The 19,358-nt window shown below is 47.8% G+C and carries 18 protein-coding genes; 13 read left to right on the top strand and 5 right to left on the bottom strand.

Going from position 1 to position 19,358, the window contains the following annotated elements:
* Positions 1-89 precede the first annotated feature (89 nt).
* The 4 genes from purT (at position 90) to VIM88_RS07505 (ending at position 4,612) form a co-directional block, all read left to right on the top strand.
* Positions 90-1,253, top strand: coding sequence for a formate-dependent phosphoribosylglycinamide formyltransferase (purT, locus tag VIM88_RS07520; RefSeq protein WP_331862275.1), 1,164 nt, complete (start codon positions 90-92; stop codon positions 1,251-1,253).
* Positions 1,254-1,353: 100 nt separating this feature from the next.
* Positions 1,354-2,289 carry a D-2-hydroxyacid dehydrogenase gene (locus tag VIM88_RS07515; RefSeq protein WP_331862274.1) on the top strand — a complete coding sequence of 312 codons (936 nt, stop codon included), beginning with the start codon at positions 1,354-1,356 and terminating at the stop codon, positions 2,287-2,289.
* Positions 2,286-3,890: an FAD-dependent oxidoreductase gene (locus tag VIM88_RS07510; RefSeq protein WP_331862273.1), complete on the top strand. Its 1,605-nt coding sequence runs from the start codon at positions 2,286-2,288 to the stop codon at positions 3,888-3,890. Before VIM88_RS07515 ends, VIM88_RS07510 begins: the two co-directional genes overlap by 4 nt.
* The gene (locus VIM88_RS07505; RefSeq protein ID WP_331862272.1) at positions 3,881-4,612 is read left to right on the top strand and encodes a succinate dehydrogenase/fumarate reductase iron-sulfur subunit; all 732 of its coding nucleotides are present in this window, start codon (positions 3,881-3,883) and stop codon (positions 4,610-4,612) included. Before VIM88_RS07510 ends, VIM88_RS07505 begins: the two co-directional genes overlap by 10 nt.
* Here the strand turns inward: VIM88_RS07505 and VIM88_RS07500 are convergent.
* Together VIM88_RS07500 and leuC are read right to left on the bottom strand one after the other, a co-directional pair.
* The gene (locus tag VIM88_RS07500; RefSeq protein ID WP_331862271.1) at positions 4,609-5,241 is read right to left on the bottom strand and encodes a hypothetical protein; all 633 of its coding nucleotides are present in this window, start codon (positions 5,239-5,241) and stop codon (positions 4,609-4,611) included. The two genes, VIM88_RS07505 and VIM88_RS07500, sit on opposite strands and share 4 nt — an antisense overlap.
* A gap of 10 nt (positions 5,242-5,251) precedes the next feature.
* Complete coding sequence (leuC, locus tag VIM88_RS07495) at positions 5,252-6,532, bottom strand: 3-isopropylmalate dehydratase large subunit (RefSeq protein WP_331862270.1); 1,281 nt, start codon at positions 6,530-6,532, stop codon at positions 5,252-5,254.
* A gap of 225 nt (positions 6,533-6,757) precedes the next feature.
* On the opposite strand from leuC, the gene VIM88_RS07490 reads away from it, so the two are divergent.
* The 9 genes from VIM88_RS07490 (at position 6,758) to VIM88_RS07450 (ending at position 16,167) form a co-directional block, all read left to right on the top strand.
* Positions 6,758-8,101, top strand: coding sequence for an NFACT RNA binding domain-containing protein (locus VIM88_RS07490; protein WP_331862269.1), 1,344 nt, complete (start codon positions 6,758-6,760; stop codon positions 8,099-8,101).
* Between the two features lie 58 nt (positions 8,102-8,159).
* On the top strand, positions 8,160-8,918 hold the full coding sequence (locus VIM88_RS07485) for a phosphatidate cytidylyltransferase (protein WP_331862268.1): 759 nt from the start codon (positions 8,160-8,162) through the stop codon (positions 8,916-8,918).
* A gap of 12 nt (positions 8,919-8,930) precedes the next feature.
* The gene (gene dxr, locus VIM88_RS07480) at positions 8,931-10,001 is read left to right on the top strand and encodes a 1-deoxy-D-xylulose-5-phosphate reductoisomerase (RefSeq protein ID WP_331862289.1); all 1,071 of its coding nucleotides are present in this window, start codon (positions 8,931-8,933) and stop codon (positions 9,999-10,001) included.
* On the top strand, positions 9,985-10,542 hold the full coding sequence (locus VIM88_RS07475) for an RBBP9/YdeN family alpha/beta hydrolase (RefSeq protein WP_331862267.1): 558 nt from the start codon (positions 9,985-9,987) through the stop codon (positions 10,540-10,542). Before dxr ends, VIM88_RS07475 begins: the two co-directional genes overlap by 17 nt.
* Entirely contained in the window at positions 10,539-11,552 is a 1,014-nt protein-coding gene (tsaD, locus tag VIM88_RS07470; protein ID WP_331862288.1) for a tRNA (adenosine(37)-N6)-threonylcarbamoyltransferase complex transferase subunit TsaD, read from the top strand. Before VIM88_RS07475 ends, tsaD begins: the two co-directional genes overlap by 4 nt.
* Before the next feature lie 150 nt (positions 11,553-11,702).
* Positions 11,703-14,018 carry a DNA topoisomerase (ATP-hydrolyzing) subunit B gene (gene gyrB / locus VIM88_RS07465; RefSeq protein ID WP_331862266.1) on the top strand — a complete coding sequence of 772 codons (2,316 nt, stop codon included), beginning with the start codon at positions 11,703-11,705 and terminating at the stop codon, positions 14,016-14,018.
* On the top strand, positions 14,018-15,451 hold the full coding sequence (locus VIM88_RS07460; RefSeq protein ID WP_331862265.1) for a GGDEF domain-containing protein: 1,434 nt from the start codon (positions 14,018-14,020) through the stop codon (positions 15,449-15,451). The genes gyrB and VIM88_RS07460 overlap by 1 nt, the downstream gene beginning before the upstream one ends.
* 87 nt (positions 15,452-15,538) lie before the next feature.
* Positions 15,539-15,775, top strand: coding sequence for a hypothetical protein (locus tag VIM88_RS07455; RefSeq protein ID WP_331862264.1), 237 nt, complete (start codon positions 15,539-15,541; stop codon positions 15,773-15,775).
* A gap of 50 nt (positions 15,776-15,825) precedes the next feature.
* Complete coding sequence (locus tag VIM88_RS07450; RefSeq protein WP_331862263.1) at positions 15,826-16,167, top strand: DUF2853 family protein; 342 nt, start codon at positions 15,826-15,828, stop codon at positions 16,165-16,167.
* A gap of 12 nt (positions 16,168-16,179) precedes the next feature.
* Here the strand turns inward: VIM88_RS07450 and VIM88_RS07445 are convergent, their stop codons facing one another.
* The 3 genes from VIM88_RS07445 to rpsG all read right to left on the bottom strand — a co-directional run bounded on the left by VIM88_RS07445 (position 16,180) and on the right by rpsG (position 19,302).
* The gene (locus VIM88_RS07445) at positions 16,180-16,545 is read right to left on the bottom strand and encodes a hypothetical protein (protein WP_331862262.1); all 366 of its coding nucleotides are present in this window, start codon (positions 16,543-16,545) and stop codon (positions 16,180-16,182) included.
* Between the two features lie 187 nt (positions 16,546-16,732).
* On the bottom strand, positions 16,733-18,823 hold the full coding sequence (gene fusA, locus VIM88_RS07440) for an elongation factor G (protein ID WP_331862261.1): 2,091 nt from the start codon (positions 18,821-18,823) through the stop codon (positions 16,733-16,735).
* 11 nt (positions 18,824-18,834) lie between these two features.
* Positions 18,835-19,302, bottom strand: a complete 468-nt coding sequence (rpsG, locus tag VIM88_RS07435) for a 30S ribosomal protein S7 (RefSeq protein WP_331862260.1) — start codon at positions 19,300-19,302, stop codon at positions 18,835-18,837.
* Positions 19,303-19,358: the final 56 nt, after the last annotated feature.

The following is a 19,358-nucleotide window of genomic DNA, read 5'->3' as shown; positions in this document are numbered from 1 at the left end:
TTTTACTTATTATCTTTTTTCCTGCAACTCATTACACATTATCCAACTTTTCGCTAAAATCGTAGTAATATTTTTTCGAAGGTTTTCTCATGACATTTACAACGCCACTACAACAAAATGCTATCAAGATCATGCTCCTGGGTTCCGGTGAACTGGGTAAAGAGGTTGCCATCGAGGCACAAAGGCTCGGTATCGAGGTCATCGCCGTGGACAAATATGAAAATGCCCCTGCCCACCTTGTAGCCAACCGTTCTTATGCGATCAATATGCAGGACAAAGATGCCGTGCTCGCACTGATAGAAAAGGAGCAGCCCAGCTTTATCCTGCCGGAGGTCGAAGCCATCAGCATTGCCGCTCTTTTTGAAGCAGAGGCCAGAGGCTTCCATGTGATCCCCAATGCCGAAGCGGTCAATAAAACGATGAACCGTAAGAACATCCGTGTATTTGCAGCAGAAGAACTGGATCTGAAGACAAGCAAGTATGAATTTGTCACTACCCTGGACGGCCTTAAAGTAGTAGCGGAGCGTATCGGTTTTCCGTGTGTGATCAAACCGGTGATGAGTTCATCGGGGCACGGACAGAGTATCGCGAAATCAGCAGCAGAGCTGGAAAGATCATGGGAGATGGCCAAAGAGGCCCGTGGCGATGCTTCGGAGCTTATCGTAGAAGAGTTCATCCCTTTTGATTATGAGATCACCCTGTTAACGGTACGCAACGAAACAGGAACGACCTTCTGTGATGCCATCGGGCATGTACAAAAGGACGGGGACTTCATCCTTTCATGGCAGCCGATGCAAATGACCCCCGAAGCACTTCAAAAAGCACAGGAGATCGCCAAAGCCGTGACCGATGGTCTGGGCGGGCGCGGTATTTTCGGCGTGGAATTCTTTGTCAAAGATAACGAGGTCTACTTCTCGGAACTGAGTCCGCGTCCCCATGATACAGGCATGGTCACCCTGATCACACAGAGCCAAAGCGAGTTCGCCCTCCATCTCAGAGCGATACTCGGACTGCCGCTGGACTTCACGACGTACGGTTCAGGCGCATGCGGTGCATACAAAGCCAAGAATGAGAGCCATACCCCTACGCTCGAAATACCTGACAGTGCCTTTACCAAAGATAGTTTTGTAAGGGTCTTTGGAAAACCTGAATCCCATGTAGGCCGCCGTATGGCAGTCAGTCTTGTACTGGATGAAGTGGAAGAGGCGAAAAAAAGAGCCACGGCGATCGTAGAGAGTATTTCAGACCGCTAAGAGGGGCAGGTATGTGCGAACTGTCTCGTTCACGCATACCTCGAACGCCTTCTTCTAACGGGAAGCGCACTACACCCATACCTCGATAGGAAGGAAAGATATGAACATTGTATTACTTGATGCCAAAACATTGGGAGAGGACCTGGACATCAGGACGCTTGAGTCTTTCGGCACCCTGACGGTGTATCCAACGACCGCTCCCGAACAAACAGAGGAACGTATCCGGGAAGCAGACATCGTCATCACCAACAAAGTGGTCATCTCTGCCGATATCATGGAAAAAACACCGAAGCTCAAACTGATCTGCATCGCTGCCACAGGGATGAACAATGTGGATCTGGCTGCCGCCGAACGCAAAGTGATAGCGGTCAAGAACGTGGCAGGCTACTCGACCAAAAGTGTAGTACAGCATACCTTTGCGATGGCGCTCTATCTGCTTGAAAAAATGGCCTACTACGACAGATCAGTGAAAAGTGGCGCCTGGAGTGCTTCGGGACTTTTTACCGACGTAAGCCATCCTTTCTATGAGATAGCAGGCAAAAAATGGGGGATCATCGGTTTGGGGACCATAGGGCAGGAGGTCGCCAAGGTCGCTACAGCCTTTGGTGCAGAGATAAGCTACCATTCCACCAGCGGGAAAAACCTGAACCACCCCTATCCTCATCAAAGCCTCGAAATGCTCCTCGAAACGTGTGACATCCTCTCCATTCATGCACCGCTCAATGAGGCTACCTACCATCTTATCGATGCGACCAACCTTCCTTCCGTCAAAGAAGATACCATTCTCTTGAACCTGGGACGCGGAGGCATCATCAACGAGGCAGACCTGGCCCTGGAGCTTGACAGGCGTACCCTCTATGCCGGCCTGGATGTACTCGAACAGGAACCCCTTGCCCTGGACAGCCCGCTCAACAGGGTCACACATCAAGATAGGCTTCTTATTACACCACACATCGCCTGGACCAGTATAGAAGCAAGAAAAAAGCTTCTTGAAGGTATCGTAGAGAATATTAAAGTATTTATGGAGAAACAATGATAGATGTGCTTATCATCGGTTCAGGCGGTGCCGGACTCACCGCCGCCCTTGCCGCTAAACATGCAGGTGCCTCGGTCAGCGTGGTCGGCAAAGCCTACCCTACCAACGCGCAAACCTCTATGGCGCAGGGGGGCATCAATGCCGCACTGGGGAACGTAGAGGAGGACCATGTCGACGCGCATATCGCAGATACCATCAGATCCGCACATGGTCTTTGTGATGAAGCCATGGTGATACAGATGTGTGCAGAGGCACCTGAAACGATGGCATGGCTGGAAAGCCTGGGCGTGCCTTTTTCAAGGCTTGACAACGGCAAGACCGGTACCGGGACCATCGCCCAGCGTAAAATGGGCGGGGCCTCTGCCAAACGTGCCTGTTATGCACAGGACTACACCGGGCTCAAGATCCTCCATACGCTCTATGATACCTGCTTGAAAGAGGGAATAGACTTTCTCAATGAGCACTATCTTCTCAATCTGGTCACTCAGGACGGGACCGTTCAGGGTGCCACCTTCCTGGATATCCGTACGGGGAAGGTCATACAGCTCCATGCGAAGTCAGTCGTGATCGCCACAGGCGGATACGGAGCACTCTATCACGGATTTACGACCAATGCCTATGGTTCTACAGGCGATGGCATAGCCGCCGTACTGCGTGCTGGCGGCGCGGTCTCCGATATGGAGTTCATACAGTTTCACCCCACGGCGCTCAAACACTCCTGCATTCTGGTCTCTGAATCTGCCAGGGGAGAAGGCGGCTATCTGGTCAATGAAAAAGGGGAGCGCTTTGTGGATGAGCTCAAACCCCGTGATGAAGTGGCCCGTGCGATCTTTGGCCAGATCAAAGAGGGTCAGCGCGTCTTTTTGGATGTGCGTCACCTGGGAGAGAAAAAACTCATGGAGCTGCTGCCGCAGGAGGTGGAGCTCTGCAAACTGCATGAGCATGTGGACCCCGCAAACGATCTGATCCCCATCAAACCCGTCGCACACTACACGATGGGAGGGATAGATGTAGATGGGACGCTGGAGGTCAACGGGATCAAAGGATGCTTTGCCGTGGGTGAATGTTCCAATGCCAAAGTGCATGGTGCCAACCGCCTGGGAGGGAATTCCCTGCTTGAGATCACGACCCTCGGAAAAGTGGCAGGAACAAACGCCTCTCGATATGCACGCAGTGCGGATCTCCGGCCGGCAGATGATGCCCAGAGAGAAAAAGATGCCAAAGAGATAGAAGCACTGCTGTCACACCATGAGCCTGTCAATTTTTACCCCTACAGAGAAGAACTGGGGAATCTTTTTTATGACAAAGTCGGTATTGTCAGAGACAATGAGCAGCTTCAGGAAGCACTGGATGCAGTACGCACCATGCAGGGGAGGCAAAAAGAGATGGGGGTCGCAGACAAAAGCCCGACGAACAACCAGAACCTGATAGAGTTTCTGGAGTTCAAAAATGCCCTGCTGCTGGCGCCTGCCATCATCTCCGCAGCCATTGAAAGGGATGAAAGCCGCGGGGCGCACTACAAGGTCGGGTTTGAAAGCGAGAATGACGCACTGAAAAAACATAGTCTATACCAGACGGGAAAGGAAGCAGCATGCAGATAAAGATCTTTCGAAGTGAAACCAATAGCCATCAGCTCTATACCCTTCCCGAAGGGGAGCTCCCCCTTCTGAACGCACTGAGCTACATCAAAGAGACGCAGGATGCGACACTGACATTTTCCGCCGGCTGCCGTGCTTCGGTGTGCGGTACCTGTGCCGTACGCGTCAACGGCAGAGAGCAGCTTGCCTGTGCCTATAAGGTAAAAGCAGGCGATATCATAGAACCGCTTCAGTACCATCCTGTACTGCGTGACCTCAAAGTAGACAAGCACACAGCCAAAGAGACGCTCCGGAAGAGTACCGCGTGGCTGCATAAGGCACAAGAGGCTTCCCTCACACATGCGGATGAAAAGCTCAGTGAAACACAAACGGACTGCATACTCTGTGACTCATGCTACTCGGCCTGTCCCGTCTATGCGGTCAATCCTGACTTCCTCGGTCCTTTCGCCCTGACACGGGCCTACCGTTACAGTTCGGATAAACGCGAGGGTGATGCAGGAACGATCATCGATACGATCCAAAGCAACGGCGTATGGGATTGTACGCTGTGCGGAGAGTGTACCGCAGTGTGTCCTAAAGGCATAGACCCCAAAATGGACATCACGATGCTGCGTGGGCTCTCCCTCCAGGCAGGCTACGAAGATCCTTCTTTTGCGACACAGAGCTTCGGCACCCCCAACTTCGGAGGCGGAGGATTCGGTTTCGACCCCAACAGCGGATTTTAACGCTTCACTCTCTTGTCCGAAAATGCCTCAAAGAACATGGCGATCACCGCACCGACCATCAGCAGCATCCCTGCTGCTTTGGTAACCCCTGCGAGGAACGATGCATAGGCCAGTACCCCCACACTCGAAAAGATATAGTGAAAATCATGGAGGGCATCTACACCCAGAAAAGATTTATGTGCGGGGAGTATAGGCCCTTCGTGGGCCGTGGACATATACCATGCGGTATGGTCCATCGAGAGTCCCAAAATGAAGAGCCCGATATAAAATGCCATCAGGTTGCCCCGCTTTTTATAGTAGTACCCTATCCCCAGCGGAAAGGCCCATTGGAACAGTGTGCCGTTCAGCACCATCAAGAACTGCGGACAGGGCAGCAGATAGCAGAGACCATGACCGCCTTCATGCACGATACCCAGTGTTTGCGTAATGATGAACTGATAGATCACAAAAACGGTCTCGACCATGCCCGTCGGATTGTGGGGAGTGCTGGTATAAGGCTTGTATTGTAGATAGAGTATGAGAAACAGTACAAAGAGCACCAAAACCGCTTTTTTTGCAGTTTTGGTGGGGAGGTGATCTTCGTCACCTTTTTTTTTGGGAAAAAGATGCCTGAATTCGGATTTTTTCACAACTTGAAGATCAGATATCTCTAGGATCTACGATCTTCCCGGCGATGGCAGAAGCCGCCGCAACTGCCGAGTTTGCCAAATAGATCTCCGAAGTTCTGGCACCCATACGGCCGACGAAGTTACGGTTGGTCGTAGCCACACAGCGTTCACCGTCACCAAGGATACCCATGTACCCTCCCAGACATGCACCGCACGTAGGGTTGGAGACCACGGCACCTGCTTCGATAAGGATATCCATCAACCCCTCGTGCTGCGCCTGAAGGAGTATCTTCTGTGTAGCCGGGGTCACGATCATACGTGTATGGCGTGCCACTCTTTTACCTTTCATGATCTCTGCGGCGATACGCAGGTCTTCGATACGTCCGTTCGTACATGAACCGATCATCACCTGGTCCACCTTCAGGTCATCTGCTACCGCTTGTTCCACTGGCTTGCCGTTAGAAGGCAGGAATGGATACGCGATCACAGGTGAAAGTGATGCTGTGTCTATCGTGATCACCTGACAGTACTCCGCATCCGCGTCAGAAACATGGATCTTCGGTTCCGCTCTCAGTCCGCCATTGGCCTCTTTTCTCTCTTCAAGATACTTCAGTGTCACCTCATCGACCGCGAAGATACCGTTTTTCGCACCCGCTTCGATCACCATGTTCGCGATAGAGAACCTGTCTGCCATGCCAAGATACTGGATCGCTTCCCCGGTGAATTCGATCGCTTTATAGAGTGCGCCATCCACACCTATCTGACGGATCAGCTCCAGGATGATATCTTTCCCGTAGATGTGTTTCCCCGGTTTGCCCGTTAACTCGACCTTGATCGTTTCAGGCACTTTGAACCAGTTTCCGCCAGTGATCATACCGAAGGAAAGGTCCGTACTTCCCATCCCGGTTGAAAAGGCACCCAGCGCCCCGTGTGTACAGGTGTGGCTGTCCGCACCGATGATCACATCACCAGGGACCACAAGCCCTTTTTCCGGAAGCAGAGCATGCTCGATACCCATATCTTTTTCATCAAAAAAGTATTTCATATCGTGCTTGTAGGCAAAGTCCCTGGAGATCTTCGCCTGATTCGCCGATGCGATATCTTTCGCAGGGATATAGTGGTCCATCACGATACAAAAATTGTCCGGTCTTGCCAGTTTCTCTGCCCCTGATTCTTCGAATGCCTTGATGGAGATAGGGGTCGTAATGTCATTCCCGATAATCATATCGATCTCTACTCTAACGATCTCCCCGGCATGCACTTCGCGCCCTGCATGTTCAGAGAAGATCTTTTCTGTCATGGTTTGTCCCATACGTTGTCCTTTTATTGATAGAACGCTTTTTGAACAGAGTTCAAAAAACTACGCTGCCGCTACAGCACACCCAAGGGTATACACTAGCGATAACTTCAGCAGTCGGCTCATGCGACTGGTCGCATCGTCTCCTACGTTCTTGTTTGAAATTAGTATAATATTACGCGAATTATAGCGAAAAAAAATTATGCTAGAATTTCACAACAATCAAGAAGAAAGATTCGAATGAAATTATACGAACTCAAAGCCATCGCAAAACGTCTGAACGACTTTAGCTTCATCAGCCGCGCAAGACGTATAGAGGACAATACGCTGGAGTTGGTGTTCGACAAGTCCGAAAGCTATTTTTTCAATATGACACGGGGGCACAGCTTTGTCTACAAAGCCCCCTCACAAAGACCTGCCCAAAGCTATCATGCACCGTTTGACACCCTGCTTCACACCCTGATGTCAGCGAGCAGGCTCATCGCCGTAGAGGTACCGAATGAAGACCGGATCCTGCGTTTCACCCTGGCACCCAAAAGCTCCTACAAGGACAAGATCGTGTATCTGCAGCTTGAGTTTACCGGGAAAAACACCAATGCCATACTCCTGGATGAAAACGAGGTCATCATCGAAGCGCTCAGGCACATCGATGCGCAGAGCTCTTTTCGTGTGATACGTCCGGGGGTGGAACTTCTGGCCATTCCCCCGGTCGAACGTCAAGAGGAGAGCAGAGAGATCGCGGATATCGATACCTGCCTTGAAGAGAAATTTCGTCAGATCCAGGCCAAAAAACTCTTAGAGCTAAAAAAACAGAAACGTGCGCATATCGCCAAAAAGATTCACAAACTGGACCAATCCCTGGCAAAGCTTCCCAATGAAGAGGAGCTCACCGAGCAGGCGAAAGAATATAGCAGCTACGGGAACCTCATCCTGGCCAATCTCTATCAGCTAAAACCCTATGATACGACACTCAAGACCTATGATTTTGAGGGGAATGAAGTGACGATCAAGTTACCGAAGAACATCAAACTGAACCGTATGAGCGACTACTTCTTCAGCCTTGCCAAACGTACAAAGAACAAAGCCAGGAACATCCACATCGAAAAAGAGAACCTGCAGAGTAAGAAAACCTTCTATGAAAATATTTACTATGCGCTCGAACAGGCCAAAGATCCTTACGAACTGGAACTGCTTGTGCCCAAACGCGGAAAATCACAGCGCAAAAAAGAGAAGCTCAAAGAGGGTGAACTCTTCTGGATAGAGGATTACAAGGTCCTTGTGGGAAGGAACAGCAGCGAAAACCAAAAACTCCTCTCCCTGGCAAAGGCCAACGACCTTTGGATGCATATACGCGACATCCCCTCTTCGCATGTGATCATCAGAACCGATAAACAGAGTCTTCCCGACTCGGTGATCAAAGCGGCGGCGAAACTCTGTGTAGATTTCTCCATAAAAAACCCCGGAGACTATCAGGTCGACTACACCAAACGTAAATTTGTCAAAATACAGGAGGGGTCCAATGTCCTTTATACCAAATATGATACCATCACGGTTACCAAAGAGGGTGTAGAGATCAGGGTCTAGTCCTCTCTAATCCAAAGCGTGCTATAATAATCTTCATTTAAAAGACTGGGGAAGACTCATGACAAAACTATTTACAGATTATCAGGAACGTTGGATTACAGGGATCGCGCTATTGGCACTGGTCGGGTTCATAGGCTGGATCGACAGCTTCTTTGTCATGTGGGCTTTTTTGGGGGTGATCTATATCTTTGCTTTTTATGAAGCAATGAAACTTTTCAAACTCACCGGACCCTCGATGTATGTCTGGGCCCTGCTTTTATGGCTGGTAGCCTATTTCTACCCTAACCCGGATGACCTCTTCTTCTTTATGGCAGTGATCTTCGCCTCTTCGCTGGCCTATTTTCATAACTTTGACAAAAGATTGCTCCTGCCTTTCCTCTATCCTGTCAGCGGGATACTCTTTTTTCTGATCCTCTACCAGGATTTTGGCATTGCCTCCATGTTCTGGCTCCTTGTCACCGTGGCCCTTACGGATGTGGGTGCTTTCTTTACAGGCAAGGCCATAGGTAAGACCAAGTTTTCAGACACCTCTCCGAACAAGACACTTGAAGGGGTGTTCGGCGGGGTCATCCTGGCTACCGCAGCGGGAAGTTTTGTCGGACTTTTTGTGGTGAACTTTTGGATCGCCTTCATCGTCACGCTTCTGACATCGGTCGCTTCCGTATTTGGAGACCTTTTTGAATCTTATCTGAAACGTGAAGCAGGCGTGAAAGACTCCGGTGACCTTCTCCCCGGGCATGGCGGTATCCTGGACAGGATCGACGGCTATCTCTTTGGTGCGGTCATTATGGTCATTGCCCTAAGATCCCTCATCTAATACATGTCAAGCATCGTTCTACTAGGCTCTACCGGTTCCATCGGGGTCAATACCCTCATCATTGCAAAACGCTACAGCATTGCGGTCGAGGCGCTGGTCGCGGGGAACAACATTGACCTGCTCAATGCCCAGATCAAAGAACATCAGCCTAGAATAGTCGCTATCGCCAATGAAGCGGACAGAGCAAAGGTAGATCATCCTGATGTCCTCTGCGGCGCTTCAGGCATCCTCGAGCTGATAGAGCGGTCCAAGAGCGGCACCGTCGTCAATGCCCTTGTAGGCTATGCCGGACTGGCCCCTACGCTCAAAGCCACCAACCTTGGCAAGAAAGTTGCCCTGGCCAACAAAGAGTCACTGGTCGTTGCAGGAGAGTTCATAGACATCTCACGCATCACCCCGATAGACTCCGAACACTTCGGGCTCTGGTACCTTATGAACGAACGCCCTGTATCCAAACTGTACATCACGGCAAGCGGGGGTGCATTCAGGGACTGGGAGCTTGGCAGGATGAAAGATGCTACGTTTTCAGATGCGCTCAAACACCCCAACTGGTCCATGGGAGACAAGATCACCATCGATTCGGCCACGATGACCAATAAACTGTTTGAACTTCTGGAGGCGAAATGGCTCTTTGACACGAAGCAGGTGGATGCGCTGATAGAAAAAAAGTCCATCATCCATGCGCTGGCGGAATTCAGGGACGGTTCTACCACGGCACACTTTGCAGGGGTCGATATGAAGCTCCCTATTGCCTTTGCGCTCAGAGGGAAGGTCGAAGAAGCCATTTTGCCTCCCACGGACCTGCTGGGTATGGGGAGTGTGGAATTTCTGCCCATCGAAGCAGCACGCTACCCTATCTGGAATATCAAAGAGCATATTCTGGAACATCCCCATCTTGGCGTAGTGGTCAATGCAGCGAACGAGGAAGCGATCAAAGCGTTTCAGGAAGAACAATGTTCTTTTTTCGGGATGAGCGACATGGTGCTGGATGCCTATAAGAAATTTGAGTCCGTCAAAGCATCCAGTATCGAAGAGATCATCCAGATAGATAAGGAGGTCAGGGCCTATGTCACGCAAAGATAAAGTACTCATCCTGCACGGTTGGGGCGGGAGTGATGCCCCTCACTGGCAGGCGGAACTGGCTGCAGCGATAGCAAGGGAGTATGGGACCGTTTCCTTTCCTCTGCTGGACAACTGTCACTTTCCTACCAAGAACCGGTGGGTCAAACAGCTCCAGGAGATACTCGAAGCGTTCAAACCCGATACCGTCGTCTGCCACTCTCTGGCCAATACCCTGTGGTTCTGGCTCTGCCAGGAACAGGAGTTCATGCAAAATCTACCTGAGATACAGAGACTTTTTATGGTCTCTCCGCCAAGCCTTACCACGGAGATCGATACGATCAAGACCTTTTTCCCCTGCGAGATGCCGGAAAAACTCTATGCCAAAGAGGTACAGATGATCGTCTCGGACAATGACCCCTATATCACGGTAGATGAAGCTGAAACGATCGCAGAACAGTACCATATCCCTTTGACAGTCATGGAAAAGGCAGGACATATCAATGCGGACAGCGGATATGGGAAATGGGCATGGATAGAAGACCTCGTATTGGACAGAGCATGATCTTAAGCATCGAATCAAGCTGCGATGACAGCTCCATCGCCGTCACCGAAATAGCCACCAAAAAAGTCCTTTATCATAAAAAGGTCTCGCAGGAAGCGCAGCACTCCTGTTACGGAGGCGTGGTCCCTGAACTTGCATCAAGGCTGCATGCGGTAGCACTTCCGGAGATACTCAAAGAGACCAGACCCTACTTTGAAAAGCTCAAGGCCATTGCCGTTACCAATCAGCCAGGACTGGGCGTCACCCTGCTTGAGGGGATCGCGATGGCGAAGACGCTAAGCACCCTGCTGGAGATACCGCTCATCCCGGTACACCACCTCAAGGGACACATCTACTCGCTTTTTATAGAAAAAGAGGCGACCTTCCCCTTATTGGTACTGCTTATCTCCGGCGGACATACACAGGTCATCAGGGTTGAAAGTTTTGAGCATATGGAGATCCTCGCCACCAGTATGGATGATTCGGTAGGGGAAAGCTTTGACAAATGTGCCAAAATGATGGGCCTGGGCTATCCCGGGGGTCCTCTGATCGAAGCCCTGGCACGCAAGGGAGACGAAGACCGTTTTGAACTTCCGATACCCCTGCGCAATTCTCCGCTGATCGCCTTCTCCCTTTCAGGGCTTAAAAATGCAGTGAGACTGCAGGTGGAAGCCCTGGGCGGCAGTGACAAGATGAGCGAACAGGACCGGGCAGACCTCTCTGCCTCCTTTCAAAAAGCGGTCAAACTGCATCTGCTGCAAAAAAGCAAAAAGATCTTTGCCAAAGAGAAGATCAAAGATTTTGCCATTGTAGGCGGCGCCTCTGCGAACCTGTATATTCGAAATGCCTATCAGGAGCTCTGCGATGAATTTTGGAAAACACTCCATGTGGCACCGCTTCAATACTGTTCAGACAATGCAGCGATGATAGGACGGTATGCACTCGAAGCCTATAAGAAAAAGGACTTTATTGACCCGGACAAGATCGATATTGTCAGTACCAAAAAACAACAAAGCGGCATGCTGCTCTAAATGCCCATAGAATCGCTGCTCCAGCCATCCTTTCCTAAGTTATATTTAGCTAAAATATATATACTTGTGCAGTAGATTGAAGCGGCGGATCGCGGGAACTTTCTACGCAAAAAACCAAGTGTTAGCAATCTAAAAAAATGGAGTCTCAATATGGCAGAATATGGTGCTAGTAATATTAAAGTCCTTAAAGGTCTTGAAGCGGTAAGAAAAAGACCGGGAATGTACATCGGTGATACCTCTGAAAAAGGACTACACCACCTAGTATACGAAGTAGTGGACAATTCGATCGATGAAGCGATGGCAGGGTTTTGTGATACCATTAAGGTCACCCTTACCAAAGAGGGCTCTGCGATCATTGAAGACAACGGCCGTGGTATCCCTGTCAAAGAACACCCGACAGAAAAGATCTCCGCAGCGACAGTCGTACTTACCGTCCTTCATGCCGGTGGTAAATTTGACAAAGACACCTATAAGGTTTCGGGGGGACTTCACGGGGTCGGTGTCTCTGTTGTCAATGCACTTTCCAAAAAACTGGACATGACCATCTTCAAAGATGGCGAGATCCATACACAAAGCTTTCAGAAAGGTATCCCTGAAGCCCCGCTGACATCAGGCGACAGTACGAGAAAACACGGGACCAAGATCGAGTTCTGGCCGGATGAAACGATCTTCACGGAATCGGTAACCTTTAAAAAAGAGATCCTGATGAAGCGTTTCAAGGAGCTCTGCTACCTCAATCCCAAGATCACTATCGATTTTAAAGATGAGAGGGACGGCACCAAAGAGCTCTTCCATTTTGAAGGGGGTATCCGCCAGTTCGTTGAGGATATGAACACGAAAGAGCCGCTCTCTACGGCTCAGTTCTTCAGCGGAAAGGCTGATGATATCGAGATCGATATTGCGCTCATGTACTGCGATTCAGATAATGAAAAAGTACTTTCATTTGTAAACAACATCAAAACACCGGAAGGTGGTACGCACGAAGCCGGATTCAGAGCCGGTTTGACGCGTTCACTTGCAGGCTATATCTCCAAAAATGCCAATGCGAAAGAGAAGAATACCAAGATCACCGGTGATGACTGTAAAGAGGGGCTCATCGCCATCATTTCCGTACGTGTTCCGGAGCCTCAGTTCGAAGGTCAGACCAAAGGGAAACTCGGATCAAGCTATGTAAGACCGCTGGTTCAGAAACTCTTTAGTGAGAACTTTAACAAATACCTTGAAGAAACGCCTCTGGAAGCAAAAGCGATCATGGACCAGGTCCTGCTTGCAGCCAGAGGACGTGACGCTGCAAAACGCGCCAAAGAGCTTGTAAAACGTAAAGACTCCATGAGTGTGGGAACACTCCCGGGTAAACTTGCGGACTGCCAGAGCAAGGACCCTGAGATCTCGGAGATCTATCTGGTGGAAGGGGACTCTGCGGGTGGTTCGGCCAAGCAGGGACGTGACAGAGTGTTCCAGGCGATCCTGCCTCTCAAAGGTAAGATCCTCAACGTGGAGAAATCGCGTCTGGAAAAGATACTCAAATCTGACGAGATCAAGAACATGATCACTGCACTCGGCTGCGGTATCGGGGACGAGTTCGATGAAGAGAAATTGCGCTATCACAAGATCATTATCATGACCGATGCCGATGTGGATGGATCGCATATCCAGACACTGCTGATGACATTCTTCTTCAGATTCTTGAAGCCTATCATTGAAAAAGGGTACCTCTATCTTGCACAGCCGCCGCTTTACCGTTACAAAAAAGGTAAAAATGAAGTCTATTTAAAAGATGAAAAAGCATTGAATGAGTATCTGATAGAAAATGGTATCTCTGCGATCGAGAGCACGACCATGGGACAGGCAGACCTTGTGGATCTTTTCAAGCTTGTGGCCTACTACCGTATGACGCTCAAAGAGATAGAGAAACGTTTTGCATTGCCCGAGGTCCTTCGCTACATGATCGAAAATCCGGATATCGTCGGAACGGACAACAAAGCACTTGCAAAGACCATAGAAGACTATATCGCGGAGCTGGGCTACAATATCTTAAATAAAACGGTCACCGATGAAGTGATCCACCTCTTCGTACAGACCAATGATGGACTTGAAGAGCTCATTGTGGATGAAGTACTCTTTACCAACCCTCACTATAACGAGGCGATACACATACATCAGAAGATCGCTGAACATATTACAGATGAGTTTAAGGACCGGGACCTTCTAGAGCTGTTTACAGAGGTGGAAAGTTCCGCCAAGAAAGGTGCCTATATCCAACGGTATAAAGGTTTGGGTGAGATGAACCCTGAACAGCTTTGGGAGACGACCATGACACCGGAGAACAGAAGGCTTTTACAGGTGACCATAGAAGATGATGAAGTTGCCAGCGATACGTTCACCCTCTTCATGGGAGATGAAGTAGAACCTAGAAGAAACTACATTGAGAGCCACGCCAAAGATGTGAAACACCTGGATGTGTGATGCTATATTCGCAAAAAGAAGAAAGAGCCCGCCGTTTTAAACTGGCACTAAGAGCAGGTCTTCCTGTACTCTTTCTTATCTTTTTGGTTTTCTACACCACCATTTACCAAGATCATACCTATAAGATCAGCACCAAAGATCTGGGGCTTATTACCGCCGTCACCTTTATCACGATCTATTTTATCTATTTCTTAATGAACCTGAGTGTGCAGGAGACGATGCTGGACCAAACCACGCAGCTCTTCAATAAAAAAACATTTATCAAAAAGCTGGAAGAATATAAGCCAACCTACATTGCCTGCTTAAGTATAGAGAACCTCACTTCATTGAATGAAAACTACAGCAATGACCAGATAGACAACCTGCTCTATACACTTTCCCGGAAAATAAGCATGATATTCAAGCAGCATGGACTGGACAGGGTCCTTATAGGCCGATACCTTGGTTCAGAGTTCCTCATCGCGCTCAATGATGCCCATGATGACCTGCAAATGATCCTGGAGACGCTGATCAAAGAGAACAGCCGTATCAACGACATGGAAGTAGACTATAGATTTGCCATCATCACGAACCCCGATGACAACTTTGAAAAAGCCATCATACAGTTACGCGATATTCTTGCAAGTCAATACTCAGAGGATGAACCGGAAAAAGAGAGTTCCGGTATCAAAGATGCCAAAGAACTCTCAGCCATCGAGAAGGATGTGATTCGCAGTATTCAAAAGAAAAAACTGCTTTTGACGTTCAGACCTCTGATGAACGTACACAGCAATACGATAGATACCTATGAGATCGCTGTCAAACTCAAGTCTGAGACCCACCAGGATATTCTGCCCCGTGTATTTCTACCGATAGTCAACCGTTTGGGATTGGGCAGGGAATACGATTTTGCCCTGATCAAACATGTCATCGATCTGCTTCCGCTTGTGGACGACTCTATCTCATTCACCTTTAACCTTTCTCCCTTTTCCCTCAGAGACAATGCTTTTAAGGAAAAAGTTTTTTCCTATTTATACGAGAATTCGGTCGATACGTCCCGTCTGGTCATCCAGCTCTATGAACGCAAAACACACCATGACCTCAGTGGATACCTTAAGACGCTTAAAACCTTTCGGTCTCATGGGTTGAGGATCTGTATCGACAATTTCGGTTCATCCAATGCTTCGATGGAATATATCAAACATTTTAAGTTCGATATGGTCCAGTTTGATAGAGACTATGTGACACACCTCGAAGATGAAACCACCTCTGCCATGCTGCACTCTTTGATCACCATGTCAAAGAGGCTGCAGGTGCAAACCATTGCAAAATGGGTGGACCATGAAACACAGAAGGAAAAGCTCAAAGCACTTGGCATCGACTATATACAGGGCTTTGGCGTAAGCAAACCCATCACAGAAGAGACCTTGATCCAAAGATACAACAAGGTCTAGTGCGCAAAAACATTACAATCTGACATATATTCGAACTTTCTTCCAAAAATCCATTATGATATCATCCATATTCATTCAAGGATTTCGATGATCGATTTTTATGAAGTGATGGAAAGAGTCAGACAGGTTCTTTCTGCACAAAACAAAAAAACAAAAATTCTGGACAAGGATATCGCAGATTCACTGGAGCTCGATCCGCAATACTTTGCAGTCATCAAACGACGTAAAAAGATCCCCTATGAATCACTTGCCCACTTCTGTGCACAACGGAATATCAGTATGAACTGGATACTTTTGGCACAAAACCCCAGATACTTGACCTGAGTACCATTTGTAGATATAATGGATCATCATTATCATTTGAAGGAGTTTTGATGAGCAAACTGGATGAGAAAATTGAACACTATGTGGCTGTTTCGAAAGAGTTGGGGCTAGGTCTCTCTGATGATCTGATCGGCAGAGTGACTGAAGGCCTTGGGCCCTCTATCTACAAACAGGATGCAGAGACGGTATCCTGTACAGACCAGTCTGAACTCGATACCGTAAAAAAGAACTTCCTGCAGAATAAGCTTGGTGTGGAAGCAGAGGATGCAGCGCTGGATGCGGCCATCAAGAAAGTATGTGAACTGATGGGCACATCAAACAGGAACAAATACAGGGCTCTCTTCTATGCCCTGCTTACAAAAGAGTTTGGGAAAGAGTCCCTCTACGCATAGACAGAAGAAGTTTTATATCCTGATGAACAGGATATATTTCTTCTCCTCCATTGACTTTCCAAATCCTACTATCTCCATATCGCTATACGCAGCATTGACATCCATCCTGACCTCATACATCATCGCATCCATAGGAAGTATCAGTAAATGTTTGACAAGCTCGCCTACCGTGATTATGTTCTGACTGCCGTCTATTTTAAAGATCAGTTTCCTTTTTCCATCGACCACGGTGAAGAGATTAAGCGGTGCTTCTCCTGCATAGCTCAATTTGTCTGCATCCTCAGGATGCTCCTTCAGAAGCATTGCCGTAACGACAAAATCTTCCTGGTTCCCTATCTCTTCGCGTATATCCTCTATAAGATCGATGATGACTTTCATGTGCCTGTCCTTTAAATACTATACTATGCCAATTGCAACATTGAAATAGAATAATATTCATCTGATGTAAGATTTGCTGTGGATCTCACTGGAGTTTAAGGTATGTTTGAAGGGAGAGAAGAAGGAGTGTACCTTCAGTGCATGACCGAGGCACTCCTTCCAAGATGCAGTAAGATACTGCGAAATGTTAGCCGTTACGCTTTTCAATGATCTCTTTAGCTACGTTCGCTGGAACTTCTTCATAGTGATCGAATTCCATAGCATAGGTTGCACGACCTTGTGTCATTGAACGCAGGTCTGTCGAATAACCGAACATTTCAGAAAGTGGTACGAACGCGTTAACGATCTTGTTACCTGCTCTGTCATCCATACCTGATACCTGACCACGTCTTTTAGCTACGTCACCGATCACGTCACCCATATAGTCTTCAGGTACTTCCACTTCAACTTTCATCAACGGCTCAAGGATCACTGGGTTTGCTTGTTTACAACCCTCTCTGAATCCCATAGAACCTGCAAGTTTAAACGCCATTTCAGAGGAGTCAACATCGTGGTATGATCCATCGTAAAGTGTTACTTTAACGTCTTCTACCGGATAACCAGCCTGGATACCTCTTTGCATTGCTTCCTGGATACCTTTATCGACCGGCGCGATGAATTCTTTAGGAATAACCCCACCTTTGATCTCATCAACGAATGTATAACCAGCACCTGCCTCTTGCGGCTCGATTCTAAGGTATACATGACCGAACTGTCCACGTCCACCTGACTGCTTAGCATACTTATATTCTTTTTCTACAGATTTTCTAATCGTCTCACGGTATGCAACCTGCGGTGCACCCACTTCCGCTTCAACTTTAAACTCTCTTTTCATTCTGTCTACAAGAATTTCAAGGTGAAGCTCACCCATTCCTGAGATGATCGTTTGACCTGATTCTTCATCTGTAGCCACACGGAAAGATGGATCTTCTGCAGCAAGTTTACCAAGCGCAAGTCCCATTTTTTCTTGGTCTGCTTTAGTTTTAGGCTCAACTGCAACAGAGATAACCGGCTCAGGGAAATCCATTCTCTCAAGTACTACTTTATCTTTATCTGAACAGAGTGTATCTCCAGTTGTTGTATTCTTAAGTCCAACAACTGCACCGATCTCACCCGCATAGATCTCAGAAACTTCTTCACGCTTGATCGCGTGCATTTTCATAATACGTCCGATACGCTCTTTTTTCTCTTTTGTAGAGTTAAGTACATATGAACCTGATTCCAAAGAACCACGGTATACACGGATGAATGTCAATTGACCAACAAATGGATCCGTCATAATTTTAAATGCAAGTGAGGCGAATGGGCCGTTATCTGTGGATTCAACAATCACCTCTTTTGTCTCATCTTCCATCATAGTACCCTTGATCGCAGGTGCTTCTACTGGAGACGGAAGGTAATTAACAACGGCGTCGAGCAGTGTCTGAACACCTTTGTTTTTAAATGCAGACCCAACAGTCATAGGAACGATATGCATACCGATTGTAGCAGCTTTAATTCCCGCCATGATCTCATCTTCAGTAAGCTCTTCCCCTTCCATGTATTTTTCCATAAGTGCTTCGTTACCATCTACTGAAGAAATTTCTTCAATAAGTTTTTCACGGTACTCTTCTACGATCTCTGCCATATCTTCTGGAATCTCTTCTACGTGGTAATTAGAACCCATAGCAGCATCTTTATCCCATACGATTGCCTTCATTTTAACAAGATCCACAACACCTTGAAAGGCGTCTTCCGCACCGATTGGAAGTTGAATAGGTACTGGGTTACCTTTTAGTCTCTCACGGATTTGTCTCTCTACTTCGTAAAAGTCTGCACCTGTTCTATCGTACTTGTTAACAAATACAATTGATGGTACACCATAACGGTTTCTTTGTCTCCATACAGTTTCTGACTGAGGCTGAACCCCACCCACTGCACAGAATACAGAAACGGCACCGTCAAGTACTCTCATTGAACGCTCAACTTCGATCGTAAAGTCAACGTGGCCCGGAGTGTCGATGATATTGATCTGTTTATCATCCCATGTACAAGTAGTCGCAGCAGACGTGATCGTAATACCTCTCTCCTGCTCTTGTTCCATCCAGTCCATTGTTGCAGCACCGTCGTGAACCTCACCGATCTTATGTTCAACACCTGTATAGAAAAGAATTCTTTCAGTGGTTGTGGTTTTACCTGCATCGATGTGTGCAGCAATACCGATGTTTCTTACGTCTTCAAGTTTATGCGATCTTGCCATAATTTATTTCCTTACCATCTGTAGTGAGCAAACGCTTTGTTCGCTTCAGCCATTTTATATGTATCTTCTTTCTTTTTGAAAGCAGCACCTTTTTCTGTTGCAGCGTCCATAAGTTCATTACTTAAACGCTCCATCATTGTTCTTTCGTTTCTTTTTCTTGCTGCATCAACGATCCATCTGATCCCCAATGACTGCTGTCTTGCAGGTCTGACTTCTATAGGCACCTGATAGGTTGCCCCACCTACTCTTCTACTTTTTACTTCCATGACGGGTTTGACGTTATCCATTGCTTTGTTGAATACGTCAATCCCTTTTTCACCAGATTTTGATTCAATTCTCTCTAACGCAGCATACATTACTTTTTGCGCTGTGCTTTTCTTACCATCAAGCATTACTGCATTGATGAACTTTGTTAATACTTTAGAACCGTGTACTGGATCTGGCAATACCGGTCTAACGGGAGCTTTTCTTCTTCTCATACTTTATTCCTCTTCAATCTTATATGGTTGATTTACTCAAGTCTTGTCCCCTAAGG

Source organism: Sulfurovum sp., from assembly GCF_036568385.1.
Classification (GTDB): Bacteria; Campylobacterota; Campylobacteria; order Campylobacterales; family Sulfurovaceae; genus Sulfurovum.
Note: the sequence above shows the minus strand (reverse complement) of the source record. Positions and strands in the feature narration are given on the sequence as shown.